At 73.4% G+C, this 18013-nt stretch carries 18 protein-coding genes; 11 read left to right on the top strand and 7 right to left on the bottom strand.

Features of this window, described 5'->3' with window-relative positions:
• Position 1: 1 nt before the first annotated feature.
• The gene (locus BX266_RS22300) at positions 2-970 is read right to left on the bottom strand and encodes an amino acid ABC transporter permease (RefSeq protein WP_099902451.1); all 969 of its coding nucleotides are present in this window, start codon (positions 968-970) and stop codon (positions 2-4) included.
• A gap of 570 nt (positions 971-1540) precedes the next feature.
• Between BX266_RS22300 and BX266_RS22305 the strand changes: the two genes are divergently transcribed.
• From BX266_RS22305 to BX266_RS22330, 6 genes are read left to right on the top strand one after another with little or no spacing between them, the layout of a single operon-like run.
• Entirely contained in the window at positions 1541-2659 is a 1119-nt protein-coding gene (locus BX266_RS22305; protein WP_099902453.1) for an LLM class flavin-dependent oxidoreductase, read from the top strand.
• Positions 2656-3156 (top strand): GNAT family N-acetyltransferase, encoded by a 501-nt coding sequence (locus BX266_RS22310; RefSeq protein WP_099902455.1) that lies wholly within the window; start codon positions 2656-2658, stop codon positions 3154-3156. Before BX266_RS22305 ends, BX266_RS22310 begins: the two co-directional genes overlap by 4 nt.
• Positions 3153-4079, top strand: a complete 927-nt coding sequence (locus BX266_RS22315) for an ABC transporter substrate-binding protein (protein ID WP_099902457.1) — start codon at positions 3153-3155, stop codon at positions 4077-4079. The genes BX266_RS22310 and BX266_RS22315 overlap by 4 nt, the downstream gene beginning before the upstream one ends.
• Before the next feature lie 14 nt (positions 4080-4093).
• Entirely contained in the window at positions 4094-5041 is a 948-nt protein-coding gene (locus BX266_RS22320; RefSeq protein ID WP_099902459.1) for an amino acid ABC transporter permease, read from the top strand.
• Positions 5038-5814 (top strand): amino acid ABC transporter ATP-binding protein, encoded by a 777-nt coding sequence (locus BX266_RS22325; RefSeq protein WP_099902461.1) that lies wholly within the window; start codon positions 5038-5040, stop codon positions 5812-5814. The genes BX266_RS22320 and BX266_RS22325 overlap by 4 nt, the downstream gene beginning before the upstream one ends.
• Before the next feature lie 30 nt (positions 5815-5844).
• The gene (locus tag BX266_RS22330; RefSeq protein ID WP_099902463.1) at positions 5845-6834 is read left to right on the top strand and encodes an ABC transporter substrate-binding protein; all 990 of its coding nucleotides are present in this window, start codon (positions 5845-5847) and stop codon (positions 6832-6834) included.
• A gap of 31 nt (positions 6835-6865) precedes the next feature.
• Here the strand turns inward: BX266_RS22330 and BX266_RS22335 are convergent, their stop codons facing one another.
• Genes BX266_RS22335 through BX266_RS22355 form a run of 5 tightly spaced genes read right to left on the bottom strand, consistent with a single transcriptional unit; the run spans position 6866 to position 11964 of the window.
• Positions 6866-7714 (bottom strand): STM4011 family radical SAM protein, encoded by an 849-nt coding sequence (locus BX266_RS22335; RefSeq protein ID WP_099902464.1) that lies wholly within the window; start codon positions 7712-7714, stop codon positions 6866-6868.
• Positions 7711-9030 carry an STM4012 family radical SAM protein gene (locus BX266_RS22340; RefSeq protein ID WP_099902466.1) on the bottom strand — a complete coding sequence of 440 codons (1320 nt, stop codon included), beginning with the start codon at positions 9028-9030 and terminating at the stop codon, positions 7711-7713. Before BX266_RS22340 ends, BX266_RS22335 begins: the two co-directional genes overlap by 4 nt.
• Positions 9027-9845: an STM4013/SEN3800 family hydrolase gene (locus BX266_RS22345; RefSeq protein ID WP_180290570.1), complete on the bottom strand. Its 819-nt coding sequence runs from the start codon at positions 9843-9845 to the stop codon at positions 9027-9029. Before BX266_RS22345 ends, BX266_RS22340 begins: the two co-directional genes overlap by 4 nt.
• An 8-nt stretch (positions 9846-9853) precedes the next feature.
• The gene (locus BX266_RS22350; protein WP_180290571.1) at positions 9854-10999 is read right to left on the bottom strand and encodes an STM4014 family protein; all 1146 of its coding nucleotides are present in this window, start codon (positions 10997-10999) and stop codon (positions 9854-9856) included.
• A gap of 14 nt (positions 11000-11013) precedes the next feature.
• On the bottom strand, positions 11014-11964 hold the full coding sequence (locus BX266_RS22355; RefSeq protein ID WP_099902470.1) for an STM4015 family protein: 951 nt from the start codon (positions 11962-11964) through the stop codon (positions 11014-11016).
• Positions 11965-12141: 177 nt separating this feature from the next.
• On the opposite strand from BX266_RS22355, the gene BX266_RS22360 reads away from it, so the two are divergent.
• The 3 genes from BX266_RS22360 (at position 12142) to BX266_RS22370 (ending at position 14652) form a co-directional block, all read left to right on the top strand.
• A complete protein-coding gene (locus BX266_RS22360) occupies positions 12142-12468 on the top strand; it encodes a hypothetical protein (RefSeq protein WP_099902472.1) in 327 nt (108 codons plus the stop codon).
• A 52-nt stretch (positions 12469-12520) separates the two neighbouring features.
• Positions 12521-13630, top strand: a complete 1110-nt coding sequence (locus BX266_RS22365) for a DUF6745 domain-containing protein (protein WP_180290572.1) — start codon at positions 12521-12523, stop codon at positions 13628-13630.
• Positions 13631-13812: 182 nt separating this feature from the next.
• Positions 13813-14652 carry a fumarylacetoacetate hydrolase family protein gene (locus BX266_RS22370; RefSeq protein ID WP_099902474.1) on the top strand — a complete coding sequence of 280 codons (840 nt, stop codon included), beginning with the start codon at positions 13813-13815 and terminating at the stop codon, positions 14650-14652.
• Positions 14653-14680: 28 nt separating this feature from the next.
• Here the strand turns inward: BX266_RS22370 and BX266_RS22375 are convergent, their stop codons facing one another.
• The gene (locus BX266_RS22375) at positions 14681-15451 is read right to left on the bottom strand and encodes a TetR/AcrR family transcriptional regulator (protein ID WP_099902476.1); all 771 of its coding nucleotides are present in this window, start codon (positions 15449-15451) and stop codon (positions 14681-14683) included.
• Positions 15452-15538: 87 nt separating this feature from the next.
• On the opposite strand from BX266_RS22375, the gene BX266_RS22380 reads away from it, so the two are divergent.
• Together BX266_RS22380 and BX266_RS22385 are read left to right on the top strand one after the other, a co-directional pair.
• On the top strand, positions 15539-16189 hold the full coding sequence (locus tag BX266_RS22380; RefSeq protein ID WP_099902478.1) for a rhomboid-like protein: 651 nt from the start codon (positions 15539-15541) through the stop codon (positions 16187-16189).
• A gap of 56 nt (positions 16190-16245) precedes the next feature.
• Positions 16246-17958, top strand: a complete 1713-nt coding sequence (locus BX266_RS22385; protein ID WP_099902480.1) for a DUF885 domain-containing protein — start codon at positions 16246-16248, stop codon at positions 17956-17958.
• Positions 17959-18013 lie beyond the last annotated feature (55 nt).

Here is an 18013-nt window from a genome sequence, read left to right on the forward strand (position 1 = left end):
GTCACCGCCCGACCGTGCGGCGCAGCGCCGCCCGGGCCCGTTGGAAGGGGGTCGGCGGCAGCCCGGCGCGGGTGGCGCCGCGGGCGAAGTGCCGCTCCAGGTAGTACTGGCCGACCGAGAGCAGGCTGGTCACCGCCACGTACCAGAGGGTGGCGACGGTCAGCAGCGGGATCACCTGGTAGGTCTGGTTGTAGACCAACTGGGCGGAGAACAGCAGGTCGTGGACGGCCAGCACGCTGATCACCGAGGTGCCCTTGAGGGTGCCGATCAGCATGTTTCCGGCGGGCGGCAGGATCGCCCGCATCGCCTGCGGCAGCACGATGCGCCGCAGTACCCGGCCGCGGCCCAGGCCCAGCGAGGCGGCCGCCTCCAGCTGGCCCTGGTCGACCGAGAGGACGCCGGAGCGCACCACCTCGGCGGCGAACGCGGCCTCGTGCAGGGTGAGTCCGATCACCGCAGTGAGCGCGGGGCCGAGCAGGTTGACGGTCTTCACCGCGAACAGCTCGCCGCCGAAGGGCAGCCCGAGCGAGAGCGTCGGGTAGAGCGCGCCGATGTTGAACCAGAACAGCAGCTGGACCAGCAGCGGGGTGGCCCGGAAGATCCACACGAAGCCCCAGCTCAGGCTCTGCAGCACCGGGTTGCCGGACAGCCTGGCCACCGCCAGCACGGTGCCCAGGGCGAACCCGAGGGCCATCACCGCGGCGGTCATCCAGAGCGTCAGCAGGAGGCCGCGGAGGATCGCGGCGGAGGTCAGCCAGTCGCCGACCACCGGCCACTCGAAGGCCGCGTTGCCGGCCAGCGAGCGCAGCAGCAGCCCGGTGGCGAGCAGCGCCAGGCCACCGCTGACGTACCGCCAGGGGCGGCGGCGGGGCACGATCGGCAGCGCGGCCAGGGCGGCGGGCGCGGGCGGGTCGTCGACGGGCGGCGCGGCGGGCAGGGCACCGGTGGCAGGGACGGCGGGCGAGGCCATGAGGGCTCCAGGGGCGGCGGGGCAGGCGGTGGCCGCATGCCGTCACTCACGCGCGCCGCGTCCCTCAACGCGGCTGGGCCCCATGGCTGTTCGGCCGGGCCCGGGCAGTACTCGCTCCGCTCCGATCGTACGTGCGAGCGGCGCACGGCTGTCAAGGCTGCGGGTGTGACGTCGGTGTTTCGTGTTCCGGGCAGAGGTTGACGGGCCGTCGACGGCACTGCTCAACTGTTCGACATGACAGCCGAGCAGCCCGCCCTTGTGACGCGCGGCCACATCGACTTCGGTCGGGTGTGGTCCGCAGCGTGTTGCGGCTGACCCGGCAGCGGGCCGCCTGACCGGCCCATTCCTCCCCCGGGAGTCCTCCCTCGGTCCGCCCCGTCGAGGGCCGGGAGCCCGCCTGCCCAGGCGGATCACCAGGCGCACGCTGCCGCCCTTCCGCGTTCCCGCTCGCTCCCGCCGGCGCCCCGTCACGCGCCGCCCTCCCCCGCCCCGCCGTACCCGTCCGCGCCCGCCGAGGCGTTCCCCCGGCATGCCCGGGTGCGGCCCCGCGTCCACTGAAGAGGCTCCGCCATGCCCGTCGAGTTCCTCGGTATCGCCGCCACCGCGGACGGCTCCGAGACCACCGCCCGCACCACCCACGCCTTCGACCGCGACTACACGCTGCGGCTGGCCCGCGCCCACGAGGACCACGGCTGGGACCGGGTGCTGTTCGCCTACGGCGCCGGCTCCCCGGAGCCCGCCGCGGCAGCCGCCTACCTGGCCGCCAAGCTGGACCGGCTGCAGATCCTGCTGGCGCACCGCCCGAACGTCTCCTACCCGACCTTCGCCGCCAAGACCTTCGCCACCCTGGACCGGATCAGCGACGGCCGGCTGACCGTGCACTTCATCACCGGCGGCAACGACCACGAGCAGCAGCGCGAGGGCGACTTCCTGCCCAAGGACCGCCGCTACGACCGGACCCGCGAGTACATCGGCATCGTCAAGCGGGCCTGGACCAGCCGCGAACCCTTCGACCACGAGGGCGAGTTCTACCGCTTCAAGGACTTCGTGTCGGACGTCTTCCCGGTCCAGCAGCCCCGCCCGGACGTCTCGTTCGGCGGCTCCTCGCCCGCCGCGTTCGCGGCCGGCGGCGCCGAGGCCGACATCTTCGCGCTGTGGGGGGAGCCGCTGGCCCGCACCGCCGAGCAGATCGAGCTGGTGAAGGCCGCCGCGAAGGCCGCCGGGCGCACCGACGCCCCGCGGATCCAGGTCGCGTTCCGGCCGATCATCGCACCCACCGAGGAACTCGCCTGGGAGAAGGCGCACCGCACGGTCGCCGCGATCAAGGCCCGCCGGGCGAGCAACGACCTGGTGCGCCGCCGCCTGACGAGCGGTCAGCAGCCGGAGAACACCGGCTCGCAGCGGCTGCTGGAGATCGCCGAGGCCGGGGAGCGCTACGACCGGGCGCTGTGGACCCCGACCGCCGCCGCCACCGGCGGCGCGGGCAACTCCAACGCCCTGGTCGGCACGCCCGAGACGGTCGCCCAGGCGCTGCTCGACTACTACGACCTCGGCGTGGACATCCTCTCCGCCCGCGGCTACGACCACATCGGCGACGCGATCGACTTCGGCCGGTACGTCATCCCGATCGTCCGGGAGGAGGTGGCCAAGCGCGACGCCGCCAGGGCCGCCGCCGGAGTGGCCGCGTGACCGCGCTGACGGTGGCGCGGGCGGTGCTCGGCGACCGGCTCACCGAACCGCTGGTCCGCGAGCTCACCCACGAGTACGTCACCCGCTACGGCCCCGGCGGCCAGGAGGAGATGGCCCGGTACGGCGCCGAGGAGTTCGCCCCGCCGGACGGCCTGCTCCTGCTGCTGCTGCGCGACGGCGAACCGGTGGCGGGCGGCGCCTACCGCCGCTACGACCGGGACACCGCCGAGCTGAAGCGGATGTGGACCGCCGCCGGCCACCGCCGCCAGGGCCTGGGCCGCCGGGTGCTGGCCGAACTGGAGGCCGCCGCCGCGACGGCCGGCTACCGGCGGATCTTCCTGACCACCGGCCCGCTCCAGCCCGAGGCCAAGGGCCTCTACCTGGCGGCCGGCTACACCCCCCTGTTCGACCTCGACGAGCAGCCGGCGGAGTTCCGCCCGCTGCCGTTCGAGAAGCACCTGGCCGCCCCGCAGGCCGGAAAGGCACCGACCCGATGAAGCGCCACCTCCCCGTCGCCCTGGCCGCCGTAGCCGCGCTGGCGCTGGCCGGCTGCGGCTCCGACCCGGCGACCACCGTGCAGGCCGCACCGGTCGGCATCCAGCCCTCCCAGGACGCGCTCTCCGGGGTGCAGAAGAACGACGCGGCGGCGGCCCTGCTGCCCGCCGACGTCCGGGCCGCCGGAGTGATCAAGCTCGGTGGCGCGGTCGGCACCCCGCCCGGCGCGTACTACCCCGACCCGGCCAAGCACGAGCTCGCCGGCCTGGACGTGGACCTGGTCAACGGCGTGGCCAAGGTGCTGGGCGTCCGCGTGGAGCGCGAGGACGCCGCGTTCGAGACCATCCTGCCCGCGCTCGGCAGCGGCAAGTACGACGTCGGCACCGGCAACTTCGGGGTCACCGCGGCCCGGCTGAAGACCATCGACTTCGTCACCTACATCGACGACGGCCAGGGCTTCGCGGTGCGCGCCGACAACACCGCGCTGAACAGCGTCACCGACCTCACCCAGCTCTGCGGCCTGACCATCGGCACCGGCGCCGGCACCACCTTCGAGGCCACCCTGAACGCCAAGAAGGACGTCTGCGCGCAGGCCGGCAAGAAGCCGTACGAGGTGAAGGTGTTCTCCGAGAACGGCGCCGTGGTGACCGGCCTCCAGCAGGGCCGGCTGGACGTGGTGATGTCGACCATCAACGGCCTGCGCTACCAGGCCGCCCAGCCGAACTCGCACACCCGCTTCATCGGCGAGTACCACCGCCTCGACGTGGGCTTCGCGTTCAAGAAGGGTTCGGCGCTCACCCCCGCCTTCCAGGCCGCCGTCAACCAGCTGATCAAGGACGGCAGTTACCAGAAGATCCTGGCCAAGTGGGGCACCGCCGACTCGGCGATCACCGAATCCCTGATCAACCCGCCCGAGCACCCCTGACCTGGGAGCCCCCGATGACTGCGACCGTCCCCGAATCCTCCCTGACCCACCGACAACCCGCCTTGCCCGCCGAACAGTTGACCATCGTCCCGCACCGCCGCCCGTGGCGGCTGGTGGCCGGCCTGGCCGCGCTGGTGCTGGTCGCCCAGTTCGCCCACGGGCTGGCGGTCAACCCCGGCTGGGACTGGCCGACCTTCCGCGCCTTCGTGTTCTCCGACAGCATCCTGCGCGCCGTCGGCGTCACCCTCCAACTCACCGCCTACGGAACGGTGCTGGGCTTCGCGCTCGGTGCGGTGATCGCCGCGCTGCGGCTGTCCGGCAGCCCGATCCTGCGCACCATCGCGTGGACGTACGTGTGGGCGTTCCGCTCGATCCCGCTGATCGTCCAGCTGGTGTTCTGGTTCAACCTCGCCTACCTGTACAAGCGGATCGGGATCGGCATCCCGTTCGGCCCGAGCTTCGTCTCCTTCGGCACCATGGACCTGCTCGGCGCCCTCGGCGCGGCCGTGCTCGGCCTCGCCCTGCACCAGGCCGCTTACGCCGCCGAGATCATCCGCGGCGGAGTGCTCGCGGTGGACGCCGGACAGCTCGAAGCGGCCGCCGCACTCGGCATCCCGCGGCTGCGGCAGGCCTGGCGGATCGTGCTGCCGCAGGCCATGCGAGGCATCCTGCCGAACGCCGCCAACGAGGTGATCTCGCTGTTCAAGGGCACCTCGATCGTCTACGTGATGGCGATCGGCGAGCTCTTCTACCAGGTGCAGGTGATCTACGGCCGGACCGGCCGGGTGGTGCCGCTGCTGCTGGTCGCCACCGTCTGGTACGTGCTGCTGACCACCGCGCTGTCCGCGGTCCAGTTCTGGGTCGAGCGCTACTTCGCCCGCGGCAGCGAGCGCAACCCCCCGCCCACCCCCTGGCAGCGCCTGCGCGCCGCCGTCACCGAACTCCAGGAGAGGCGAGCATGAGCGCCACCGACACCGCCGCGATGGTCGAAGTACGCGGCGTGCACAAGCGGTTCGGACGGCTGGAGGTGCTGCGCGGCATCGACCTCGACGTCCGGGCGGGCACCGTGACGGTGGTGCTCGGCCCGTCCGGCTCCGGGAAGTCCACCCTGCTGCGGGCGGTCAACCACCTGGAGAAGCTCGACCAGGGCTACGTCCGGGTGGACGGCGAGCTGATCGGCTACCGGCGCACCGGCGACAAGCTGCGCGAACTGCCCGAACGCGAGGTGCTCAAACAGCGCACCCGGCTCGGCTTCGTGTTCCAGAACTTCAACCTGTTCCCGCACCTGACGGTGCTGGAGAACGTCACCGAGGCGCCGGTCGGCGCGCTCGGAGTCCCCAAGGAGAAGGCCCGGGCCCGCGCCCTGGATCTGCTGGAGCGGGTGGGCCTGGCCGACAAGGCCGGGGAGTACCCGCGCCGGCTCTCCGGCGGCCAGCAGCAGCGGGTGGCCATCGCCCGGGCGCTCGCCCTGGAACCCAAGGTGCTGCTGTTCGACGAGCCGACCTCCGCGCTCGACCCCGAACTGGTCGGCGAGGTCCTGGACGTGATCAAGGACCTGGCCCGCACCGGCACCACGATGATCGTCGTCACCCACGAGATCGGCTTCGCCCGCGAGGTCGCCGACACCGTGGTGTTCATGGACGGCGGCGTGGTGGTCGAACAGGGCCCGCCCGCCCAGGTGCTGGACGCCCCGCAGCACGAGCGCACCCGCGCCTTCCTCGCCAAGGTCCTCTGAATTCCCCTTTTCGATCAAGGAGTTGCCGTCATGCCCGTCACCCGCCGCGCCCTCGCCCCCGCCGCCGTCGCGCTCGCCGCCACCCTGCTGCTCGCCGCCTGCGGCTCCGGCGGCAACGCCGCCGCGGACCTCGCCGGCGGCAACAAGGCCGGCACGGCGCCGAACGGCGCCACGATCAACCTGACGCCGCAGCAGAACCGCGTCACCACCGCCAAGGTCGACGCGATCGCCGCACTCGTCCCCGAGGAGGTCCGCCGAAGAGGCACCCTCCAGGTCGCGGCGAGCGTCGGCTCCGTCCCACCGCTCGGCTTCTACGCGACCGACGACAAGACCGTCATCGGCACCGAGCCCGACATCGCCTACCTGGTCGGCGACGTGCTCGGCCTGAAGGTCGAGCTCAACCCGGTCTCCTGGGAGAACGTCTTCGTCGGCCTGGACAGCGGCAAGTACGACGTCGGCATCACCAACGTCACCGTCACCGAGGCGCGCAAGGAGAAGTACGACTTCGCCACCTACCGGCTCGACATCCTCGGCTTCGAGGCCAAGAAGGGCGGCAGCTGGAAGGTGACCGGCCCCGCCGACGTCGCCGGGCACGTGATCGGCGTGTCCTCCGGCACCAACCAGGAGAAGCTGCTGCTCGCCTGGAACGACGCCAACGTCAAGGCTGGGCTCAAGCCGGTGGACGTGAAGTACTACCAGAACTCCTCCGACTACTACCTGGCCCTCGGCTCCGGCCGGATCGACGCCTGGCTCGGCCCCAACCCGTCCGGCGCCTTCCACGCGGCGCAGACCGGCGAGACCGAGATCATCGGCACCTACTCGGGCGCCGGCGACACCGTGCTCGGCAAGATCGCCGCCACCACCAAGAAGGACAACGGGCTGGTCAAGGCGCTCAACGAAGCCCTCAACGAGACCATCAAGAACGGTAGTTACGGCCAGGTGCTGAAGCGCTGGGGCCTGGACAACGAGGCGGTGAAGACCTCCGAGATCAACCCGCCCGGCCTGCCCAAGACCAACTGACCCCCGCGGCGCACCGGCCGAAGCGCATCCCTCACCAGCCGTGCGGGATGCGCTCCAGCACGCCGCCCGCGAACACGTCGTACAGCGGCAGCGGCTCCAGGTGCACATAGCCGATGTGGCAGTCGCACTCGCCCAACGGGCAGACCCGGGGCCGCAGTTGTTCCCGGTACGAGCCGTCGTACAGATTGCCCAGCGGCGGCCGGACGAAATGGCAGCGGCGCACCGTGCCGTCCCCGTCCACCGACACCACGCTCTCCCCGGTCCGGCAGGGCAGGCCCGCACTGCGGTGCGGGTGGCGGCTGTAGCCGAACAGCGGGTCCAGCTCCGTCCACCGTGCCGCCTCCGGGTCGGTGTAGCTGTGCCCGTCGGCCGCGTTCACCCACAGGTAGACCGTCGGCGGCAGCGCCGCGCGCAGCCGCCGGGCCGCCGCCAGGTGCTCCGGCTGCCCGACCACGCCGACGCTGAACCGCACGCCCAGCGCGGTCAGTTCGGCGCACTTGGCGAGGAAGCGCTGCTCGGTCACCTGCCCCGGGTGGTAGGTCACCCAGAGCGCGAGCCTCGACAGGTCCGCCTCCGCCAGCCAGCCGGTGCGGCAGCTGGCGTTGGTCTGGATCGCCACCCGCTGCACGTGCGGCAGCCGGCTCAGCTCCACCATCGCCCGCCGGTACCAGGACCGCACCAGGCCCTCGCCCCAGGGTGTGAACAGCACCGACAGCGGCCCGTGCCGGTACGTCGCGGCCCAGCCGGTGAACCGCTCCAGCGCCGCCCGGTCGGTGCGCAGCAGTTCCGGGGTGTCGCGCCGCTTGGCGAACGGGCAGTACGGGCAGTCGTAGTCGCAGGAGGACAGCGGCCCCCGGTAGAGGATCGTCAGCGGGTTCACTTCGGCCGGTACTCCGTCATGTTGGCGCGCACCTCGGCCGAGAACAGCCGCGGCCCCACCGCGTCCGACCAGGCCAGGCCCTCGGCGCTGAGCCGCAGGCGGCCCGGGTCCGTCCCGGTCAGCCAGCCGCGCGCGGCGAACCCGGACAGCTCGGCCGGGAAGTCCTGCCACGGCGTGCTGCCGAAGCGCCGGCGGTAGCCCGCCAGGTCGACGCCCTCGCCCTGCAGCAGGGACTGCACCAGGTGCCGGCGGCGGGCCTCCTCGCCGGTCATCTCCCAGCCCAGCTCGGCGCGGGAGAAGTCCGGGGCGGCCACGTACTCGTCGATGATCCTCCGGACCTCCCGGGCGTCCACCGCGTAGTCGAAGGAGTAGTGCAGCTTCGAGGTGTACGAGCGCGCCCCGCAGCCCAGGCCCACCATGCCGTCGGTCTGGCAGGCGTACTCGCCCGCGCTCGCGGTGGCCGCGCCGGTCCGGCGGAACATCCGCATCGACACCTGCTGGTACCCCTCGGCCAGCAGGTGGTCGCGGCCGGCCCGGTAGAGCGCGAGCCGCTGCGCGTCCCACTCGGGGGAGGACCCCTCGGCGGAGTGCCGGCCGAGGCCGGTCAGCGGCCGGACGTACAGCGGGTACAGGTACAGCTCCTCCGGCTGCCAAGCCAGCGCCGCGTCCAGGGACGTGATCCAGCTGGCGGCCGTCTGGCCCTCGATGCCGTAGATCAGGTCGATGTTCAGCACCGGGAACCCGGCGTCCCTGACCCGGCCGAGCGCCGCCTCCACCGCCGCGCGCTTCTGCGGGCGCACCGCCGCCTTGGCCTCCTCGTCCAGGAAGGACTGCACGCCCAGGCTCAGCCGGGTCGTGCCGCGCTCGGCGAGCACCCGCAGCCGGTCCGCCGTCGCGGTGTCCGGGGAGGCCTCCACGGAGAGCGGGACCGCCCGGAGGTCCACGCCCATCCGCTGCTCGGCGATGTCGCACAGTCGCGCCAGCTCACCCGCCGTCAGGTAGGTGGGCGTCCCGCCGCCGAACGCGGCCAGCGCGAACCCGGCGTCCGCGGCCAGCGCCTCCCGGACCTGCCCGGCCTGCCGCTCCAGCGCGTCCAGGTAGGCGGTGGTCAGGCCCTCGGGGCTGCCGATCCGGGTGAACAGGTTGCAGAACCCGCAGCGCACCTCGCAGAACGGGACGTGCAGGTACAGCGAGAGCGCGTCCTGCTTCTCGCCGCTCCACAGCTCGCTCAGCGGCGGGCGGTCCGGCAGCGGCCGGTACGCCGTCTTGTGCGGGTACGCGTAGACGTAGCTCTGGTACGGGGACTGACCGGTCATCGCAGCTCCTCGGCCGCCGGGAGGGTGAAGTGCGCGTACGGGACGGTCCACACCACCTCGTGGCCGATCCGGTGGCCGGTGTAGCCGTCCTCGCCGTACGCCGTCCCGTGGTCCGAGCAGACGATCGCGAAGCACGGCCGGCGCGCGCTCATCGCCGCGAACAGCCGCCCGATGTGCGCGTCCACGTACTCCAGCGCGGCGGCGTGCGTCTCCCGGGTGTCACCGGCCTCCCGGGTCGCTCCGGGCAGGTGGAACCAGTTCGGCTGGTGCAGGGCGGAGACGTTGACGAACAGGAAGAGTGGCTGCTCGGGCGGCTGTTCGGCCGCGACGCGTTCGGCCACCGCCACCTGGGACTCGAAGGAGGTGGGCGAGGGTACGCCCGTCTCCGGTGTCCAGTGGCTCTCCTGGAAGAGGTTCGGCAGGACGGAGCCCAGCGGGCCCTGCTTGTTGAAGAAGCCGACGCCGCCGATGCAGACCGTCCGGTAGCCGGCCGCCGCCAGGGCGGTCGGGAGGTCGGGCGCGTCGAACACCCAGGTGCGGGACCCGGTGGTCTCCGAACCGGCGAAGCGCGCCGCGAACAGCCGCGGATGCGGCCCGTCCGGGGCGGCCGGGGTCGGCAGGAACCCGGCCAGGATCGCCTGGTGCGCGGCGTACGTGAAGCTGCCGGGGGAGTGGCGCCGCTCCCAGCCGTCGGGCGGGAGCACCCGCGCGAGGTTCGGCAGGCGGCCGGCGGCGAGCAGCTCCGCGGCGACGTCGAAGCGGAGGGTGTCGAGGGTGACCAGCAGGAGATCGTGCGAACCGACGATCTCGTTCATGTCGGGTATCAGATGCTGCATGGGGAGCTTTCGCTTGCGTCGACGCGCCCCGGGCGGGGGACGTCGGAGAGGGCGTTCAGGTAGGCGGGCGAGGCCAGTTGCGCGGCGTAGGTGTCCAGGCCCGGGGTCGGGCCGTCGGCGAGGCCCGGCAGGTTGGGGAGCAGGTCGCCGAAGGCGTTGACCTCGCCGACCAGGGCGCGGCGCCAGTGCGAGACCGGCAGCAGGTCGACGCCCACCATGGGCGAGCGCGGGAAGCAGCGGGCGGCGGCCTCCGCGACCGCCGGCAGCTCGGGCCAGGCGGAGCCGGCCGCGGCCCGGGCCACCGCCAACTCGCCCCGCGCCCCGCCCAGATGGAGGTTGGTCATGGGGTGCCGGCTGGTCCGCACCACCACGTGGGTGGCCCGGCCGCCGACCACCAGCACCCGCAGGTCCGCGGAGTGGCCGCCCTGGCCGGACTTCGGCACCCACTGCTCGACGTGCAGGCCCTCCGGGGCCAGCCGGTCGACCAGCTCGGCGACCTCCGGCACGCCCCGGTAGCGGCGCACCGTCAGCGAGTTGTGCAGCCCCTCCGGGGTGAGCTCCACCGAGGTGGTGGCCTGCACCTGGCCGCGCGGGCCGAACTCCAGCGCCACCACGCCCGAGGCGGAGGAGCCGTGCACCGGCTTCAGGAACACCCGGCGCAGCCGGGCGGCGGCCAGCCGCTCCCGCAACTCCTCGAAGGAGGACGGGAGTCCGCCGGGCAGCGCGGGCGGCACCGGCACCCCGGCGGCCGCCAGCGCCGCGTGCGTGCGCCGCTTGTCGAACATCACGGCGATCTCCTCGGGGTCGCCGAGCAGCCGCACCCCGGGACGGGCGGCCAGGCCGCGCAGCGCGGCCAGCACGCCCGCGTACCACGCCGGGCCGCCCTCGACCCGGGTCGGGGCGTAGCCCTCGCCGAGGACGGGACCGCGCAGCAGCCGGTCGGCCTCCGGGTCCTCACCGGGCGAGTCGATCCGGACCACCGCGCCGGGCGGCAGCTCGTACCGGCCGCTCAGCACGGCGGACCAGGGCAGCACCACGGGCTCCGGCCGGCCGGCGGCGCGGGCCGCGGCGGCGAACAGGGTGACCCTGCGGTGCCCCGGGCAGCCCAGGACGACCAGCTGTGGCGGCGTCAACTCGACGGCCCCGCCTACTCGGAGATGGCGACGTAGCGCCAGTTGTCGCTCGGGTCCTCGGCGTCGGAGAGGTCGATCGCGACCCCGGGGAGGGCGTCCTTCAGACGCTGCTGCATGCCCTCGGTGAGGTAGTGGTGGTGCAGGTCCAGGGTCTTCAGGTGGGTCAGCGGCTGGCCCTCCAGCAGCGCGGCCACGCCCTCGTCGGTGAGCGCGCCCATCGACAGCGACAGGCCGGTCAGCCGCGGTACCACCGGGGCCCGGGCGACCTCCGCGGCGATCCGGTCCTGCTGCTCGGCGTTCTGCAGGCCCAGGTACGTCAGCGCGGGCAGGCCGGTGCCGGACAGGAACGGGGCGAGGTCCTCCACCGTCCAGTCGCCGCCGTAGTTGTCGACGCCCAGCCAGAGTTCCAGCTTCTCCAGCGCCGGGAACTCGCTGGCCCCGATCGCGCGGACCACCGAACCGGGCAGGCCGCCGGCCTCGAAGCGCAGCGCCTTCAGGTTGCGGTGCTTCGCCGGCTTCAGCGCGAGGCCCTCGTTGCCCTCCCAGTCCTCGCTGGCCCCGCGCACCACCAGCTCCTCCAACTGCGGGAAGGCCTCGAACACCGGGCTGACGTCGCACATCTGGATCCAGGAGATCTCGCACTCCTCGTAGGTGATGTCGCCGAGGAACAGCGCCCGCAGCGCGGGGAAGCGGTCCGCCGCGGCGAGGATCGCCGGCAGCGCCTCCGACAGCGACTCCGGCTCGTCCTGGAACCAGCGGCCGATCACCAGCGCGGTGACCCGCTCCACCGCCACGGTCTCCAGGAACGTCCCCCAGACCTCGCCGAACTCGCTCTCGTCGTCCCAGTCCAGCCCGATCCGCCAGGCCGCGGCGGCCGCGTCCGGCAGCTTCCCCTCCGCGGCGGCGGCCCGGAAGTCGGTGACCGGAAGGTCGTGGAACCTCTCGACGTGCCGGCTGATGGCCATGCGCTGCTCCTCGCTGTTCGTCGTGCCGTGGCCGTGCTGTGGTGAGGCCCTGTCTACCAGCCGACGACGACGTTCACCCGCACGGGGAGTGTCCGGACGCCGAGTTGTCGGTGCGGCCGCCTAGCTTTCCGGTCGGGACGTTCGGCCGCCCGGCCGGACCCGACGACGGGAGGACCCGTGTACCGCCAGGGTGACGTACTGATCGTGCCGGTCGCGCAGAGCGCCGTCCCGGCCGCCGTGGCGCACATGGCGCGCCGGCCGCGGGACGGCAGGGGCCGGCTGGTGCTGGCGCTCGGCGAGGTCACCGGGCACGCCCACGCGGTGGTCGGCCCGGGCGAACTCGCCCGCGAGTCGGGCCCGTTCGGCGCCTCCTGGCTGCACCTGCCGGAGGGCGGCAAGGTCGTGCACGAGGAGCACGCGGCGATCGCGCTGCCCAGCGGCTGGTTCCGGGTGGTCCGGCAGCGCGAGTACGCACCGGGCGCGGTCCGCATGGTCGCGGACTGAACCCCGGCCCGGCAGCCACCCCACTCAGACGACGAGCGACGAGGAAGAATTGTTGAGCACCCAGCTGACGGGCCGTCCGGCCGACCTCTCGGTGGCGCACTGGCGGGCCGTCGCCGCCGCCACCGGACCGGCCGACCGGGCCACCGCCGAGCAGGCCGTCCGGACCGCCTACCGGGCCGCCGGGCTGGCCGAGCCCGAGGAGTTCCGCTGGTACCCCTCGCCGCTCGCCGCGGTCACCGAACTGCTGGCCCGCCGCCCGGAGTTCGGGGCGAGCGTGCGGGAGCAGGTGCGCACCGCCGCCTGGCAGCGGGCCCGCAACGCGGCCTTCACCGCGCTCGGCCCCGGCGGCTGGGCCGAGCTCTGGGGCGCCACCGGCGCCGAGCTCGCCGCCACTACCGCGCTGCCCGCCGAACGGGTCCGCACCGCGCTGCTCGACCACGTCGCGCCCGAGCCCGAGCCGGTCTCCGACTGGACCGAGTCCCGCAAGCCGGTGCACAAGGAGGCCCGCCGGGTCGCCGCGGAGGCCCGCGCCGAGGTCCGGCTCGCCGTGCTGGACGCGGTGGCCGGCCAGCACGACGCCGCCTGGTTCGCGGCCTTCGACACCGCCGGCACCGGTGACGAGTCGCTCGCCGCGCTGGCCGGCGTCGCCCGCCAGGTCGGCTGGTGGTGGCCGTACGAGCGCACCGTGCTGCTCAGCGAACGCCCGGTCGCCCTGCACCGCGACGAGGCCGGCCGGCTGGACCGCGCCGACGGCCCCGCGCTCGCCTACGCCGACGGCTTCGCCCTGTACGCCTGGCGCGGCATGCCCGTCCCCGCCGACTTCCCGGACCGGTTGTCCGGCCTCACCGCGGAGCGGATCCGCAGCGAGGAGAACGCCGAGCTTCGCCGCGTCATGCTGGAGCACTTCGGCTACGACCGCTACCTCGCCGAGTCCGGCGCCGAGCCCCTGCACCGGGACGAGACCGGGATCCTGTGGCGGATCCAACTCCCGGACGACGAGCCGGTGGTGATGGTCGAGGTGGTCAACTCCACGCCCGAGCCGGACGGCACCAGCCGCACCTACTACCTGCGCGTCCCGCCCGGCACCCGGACCGCCCGGGCCGGCGTCGCCTGGACCTTCGGCGTCGAGGAGAGCGAGTACCACCCGCAGCGGGAGACCTGACGGGTCGTCCGCCCCGGGCTGTCAAGGGTGCGGCACTCCGAGATGCGTTTGGTGTCATTCGCTTCGATTGGGAGGATTTCGCCGAGCCGCCACCACTGTTCCGCAGGCAAGATGCCCTGGTATACCTCGAAGTCCCGGGGCGGGGCCTACTCGCCCCAGAGACGAACAGGTGGTGACGGGCAGTGAAGCTCCTCCGCGTGGGCCCTGCGGGCGCAGAACGACCGGTCGTACTCGCACCCGACGGCACCGCCCACGACCTCACCCCGCTCACCCCCGACCTCGACGGCGACTTCCTCGCCACCCTCGACCCGACCGCGCTCGACGTCGCCGCCCTCCCCGAGGTCGACCTCACCGGACAGCGGATCGGCCCGCCGGTCGCCCGCCCCGGCAAGATCGTCGGCATCGGCCTCAACTACCGCGACCACGCCGCCGAGGCCGGCGCCGCGATCCCGACCGAGCCCGTCGTCTTCCTCAAGCCCACCAACACCCTGGCCGGACCCAACGACCAGGTGCTCGTCCCGCGCGGCAGCGAGAAGACCGACTACGAGGTCGAACTCGCGGTCGTCATCGGCCGCACCGGCCGCTACCTGGAGACCGCCGAGCAGGCGGCCGCGATCATCGCCGGCTACGCCGCCGTCAACGACGTCACCGAGCGCGCCTTCCAGTTCGACCGGGGCGGCCAGTGGGACAAGGGCAAGTCCGCCGAGACCTTCACCCCCCTCGGCCCCTGGCTGGTCACCCCCGACGAACTCGGCGACCCGCAGTTCCTCGGCCTGCGCCTCTGGGTCAACGGCGAACTCCGCCAGGACGGCAGCACCGCGGACATGATCTTCCCGGTCCACGAGATCGTCCGCTACCTCACCCACTTCATGCGCCTCGACCCGGGCGACGTCATCATCACCGGCACCCCCGCCGGCGTCACCCTCGGCCGCCCGGGCACCCCCTTCCTCCGCGCGGGCGACAAGCTCGCCCTCGAAGTCACCGGCCTCGGCCGTCAGGAACTGACCCTCGGCCAGGCGTAGGGCAGCGCCAGGTGCAGCGGCGGGGGGCTCAGAGGCCGAGGTCGCGCAGGCGGGTGAGCAGGACGCCGGCCGGGCTGTCGGCGGTCTCCAGCTGGAGCCAGCCGTGTAGGACCTCGGCGGTCTGGGCGTCGCGGACGGCCGTCGCGGCGGCCATCACCACGAACTGGTCGACCAGCCACTCGCAGAGGGAGTCGACCGGGATCTGCCGGCCCTCGTCGAGCCAGCTGATCGCGGAGGCCTCCACCACCGAGATCCAGGAGCGCACCAGCAGGGTGAGCCGGGGCCCCGCCTCGCGGACGCCGAGGTAGCGCAGGGTGCGCCGGAGCGCCGCCCGGCGGACGTCGTCGACGATCGCGGTGGTCCGGTCGGTCTCGACGACGGAGCCGCCGCGGAGCAGCGCGCCGTAACCGGCGGCGTGCTCGCCGACGAACGCGAAGTACCGGTGCAGGACGGCGCCGAGCTGCTGGGTGGGGGTTCCGGCCACCGCGTCGACGGTGAACCGGGTGGTGAGTTCGGAGGCGGCGCTGCGCAGCGCCGCCTCGTAGAGCTGCTGCTTCCCGCCGGCGAAGTAGCGGTAGACCAGTGGACGGGACGCCCCGGCCGCCTCCGCGACGTCGTCGAGGGAGACCTCCTCGGGCGGACGGGCGGCGAAGAGTTCGAGGGCGACGGCGATCAGCTGTTCACGCCGTTGCTGGACGGGCAGTCGGCGGTACGCGGCACGCCGGGGGCGCGCCGCGGCGGTCGGGTCGTCGGCGGGGCCCTCGACGGGCTCCTCGACGGGGGAGGGGGTCGCTGCCATGCGTGCCAGGGTAGTCGTCGGGCGGGGCGCCGGTCGCGGCCGCAGACTGTGACCAGGTGTCAGCTGAGCGCGGCGGAGGAGCGGCCGGTGCGGTGGGTGCGGGCGGCGGGGCGGTGGATCGGGAAGTCCCCGGGGACGTACGTGTGGCTGCTGCTGCTGGCGTTCACCAGTTTCGTGGTGGCCCGGATGGACCCCGGCACCCTGGAGTTCTTCCTGGAGCAGCGGTCCACGAACATCGACCAGTTGACGTCGCGCCCGGTCCACGCGCTGCTGGCCAGCCTGATCTGGACGGAGCAGGCCGACTTCTGGTTCTACTTCGTGGTGTTCCACGTCTTCCACGTGCCCGCGGAGCGCTGGCTCGGCACCCGGCGCTGGCTGACGGTGGCGCTGACCGCGCACGTGGTGGCGACGTTCGTCAGCGAGGGCGTGGTGGCCTGGGGCGTGCACCACCACGTGCTGCCGATGAACATGTCGACCACCATCGACGTCGGGGTGTCGTACGCGCTGGCCGGTGTCGAGGGGGTGCTCACGTACCGCTTCGCCGGGGCGTGGCGGTGGGTGTACGGGTGCGGGCTGCTCGGGTTCTACCTGGTGCCGCTGCTGGCCTCGCACACCTTCACCGACCTGGGGCACTTCTGCTCGGTGCTGATCGGCCTGGCGTTCCACCCGATCACCAGGGGCCGGCCGACCTGGGACCCGTGGCGGTCCGTCAGGCGGGCGCTGCCGAGCCGGGGGTGACGACGCCGATACCTGGAAGGGGTTGAATTCGCCTGCGGCTACGACAGGATGGCCGGATGGCTCATGAACTGAACGACTCAGCTCCGAGCGGCCCCACCCCGCGCCGCATCGCCGACGACTACGTCCACGCCCTTGCCGGGATCGACCCGCTGACCGCGGTGTACCTCGGCCTCAACCCGGAGGACGACGGCCTGTCCGACCTGTCCCCGGAGGGCATCGAGGCCACCGCCGAACTCGCCCGCCGCACCCTCGCCGCGCTGGACGCCCTGGAGGCGGCCGGCCCGGTGGAGGACGAGGCGGAGCGCCGCTGCGCCCGGCTGCTGCGCGAGCGGCTGACCGCCGAGCTGGCGGTGCACGACGCGGGCGAGGGCTTCCGGGCGGTCCGCAACCTCGGTTCGCCGGTGCACAACACCCGCGAGATGTTCACCCTGCTGCCCACCGACACCGACGAGGACTGGCTGCGCCTGGGCCGCCGGCTGGCCCGCTTCCCGCTGGCGATGACCCAGTACCGGGAGACCCTCGCGGAGGGGATCCGGCGCGGCCTGCTGTCGGCGCCGCGCCAGGTCGACACCGTGGTCGGGCAGCTCGCCGAGTGGCTGGCGGGCGAGCACCCCGGCGGCTGGTTCGGCGAACTGGTCGCGGTCGCCCCCGAGCACCTGCGCGAGCAGCTGACCGCCAGCGCGGTCGAGGCGAACGCCGCGCTCGGCGAGCTGCGCGACTGGCTGCGCGACGTGTACGGCCCGGCCGCCCAGGGCACCCCCGACGCGGCGGGCCGGGAGCGCTACACCCGCTGGGTGCAGTTCTGGACCGGCTCCGAACTGGACCTGGACGAGGCGTACGGCTGGGCCTGGGAGCAGTTCCACGAGCTGGACGCCCAGATGCGGGTCGAGGCGGAGAAGGTGCTGCCGGGGGCGACCCCGATGCAGGCGATGAAGTGGCTGGAGAGCGACGGCCCGGCGATCCGCGGCGAGCAGGCGGTCCAGGAGTACCTGCAGGGCCTGATGGACCGGGCGATCAACGACCTGCAGGGCGTGCACTTCGACCTGGCCGAGCCGCTGCTGAAGGTGGAGTCGCGGATCGCGCCGCCCGGCAGCGCCGCCGCCCCCTACTACACCCAGCCGTCGCTGGACTTCTCCCGCCCCGGCCGGACCTGGCTGCCGACGCTGGGCCGGGAGGCGTTCCCGGAGTGGGACCTGGTCTCCACCTGGTACCACGAGGGCGTCCCGGGCCACCACCTGCAGCTCGCGCAGTGGACGTACGTCGCGGACCGGCTCTCCACCTACCAGGTCACCCTGGGCGGGGTCAGCGCCAACATGGAGGGCTGGGCGCTGTACGCGGAGCGCCTGATGGACGAGCTCGGCTACCTCACCGACCCGGGCCACCGCCTCGGCTACCTGAACGCGCAGATGATGCGCGCGCTGCGGGTGATCGTGGACATCGGCATGCACGCCGAGCTGGACTTCCCGGCCGACTCGCCGTTCGCCCCCGGCGAGCGGATGCTGCCGGAGCGCGCCCGGGAGTTCTTCGGCGCGTACTGCGGCCTGTCGAAGGAGTTCCTGGACAGCGAACTGGTCCGCTACCTGGGCCTGCCCGGCCAGGCGATCGGCTACAAGCTCGGCGAGCGGGCCTGGCTGCGCGGACGGGCCGCGGCCCGGGCGGCGGCGGAGGCGAACGGTGCCGAGTTCGACCTGAAGGCCTGGCACATGGCCGCGCTGTCGCAGGGCTCGCTGGGCCTGGACGACCTGGTGACCGAGCTCAGCGGGCTGTAGTCGAAGGAGCGCCCCGGGTGGCCGTTGCGGCCGGGCACCCGGGTCCGCCGCCGTC

The organism is Streptomyces sp. TLI_171, from assembly GCF_003610255.1.
Classification (GTDB): domain Bacteria; phylum Actinomycetota; class Actinomycetes; order Streptomycetales; family Streptomycetaceae; genus Kitasatospora.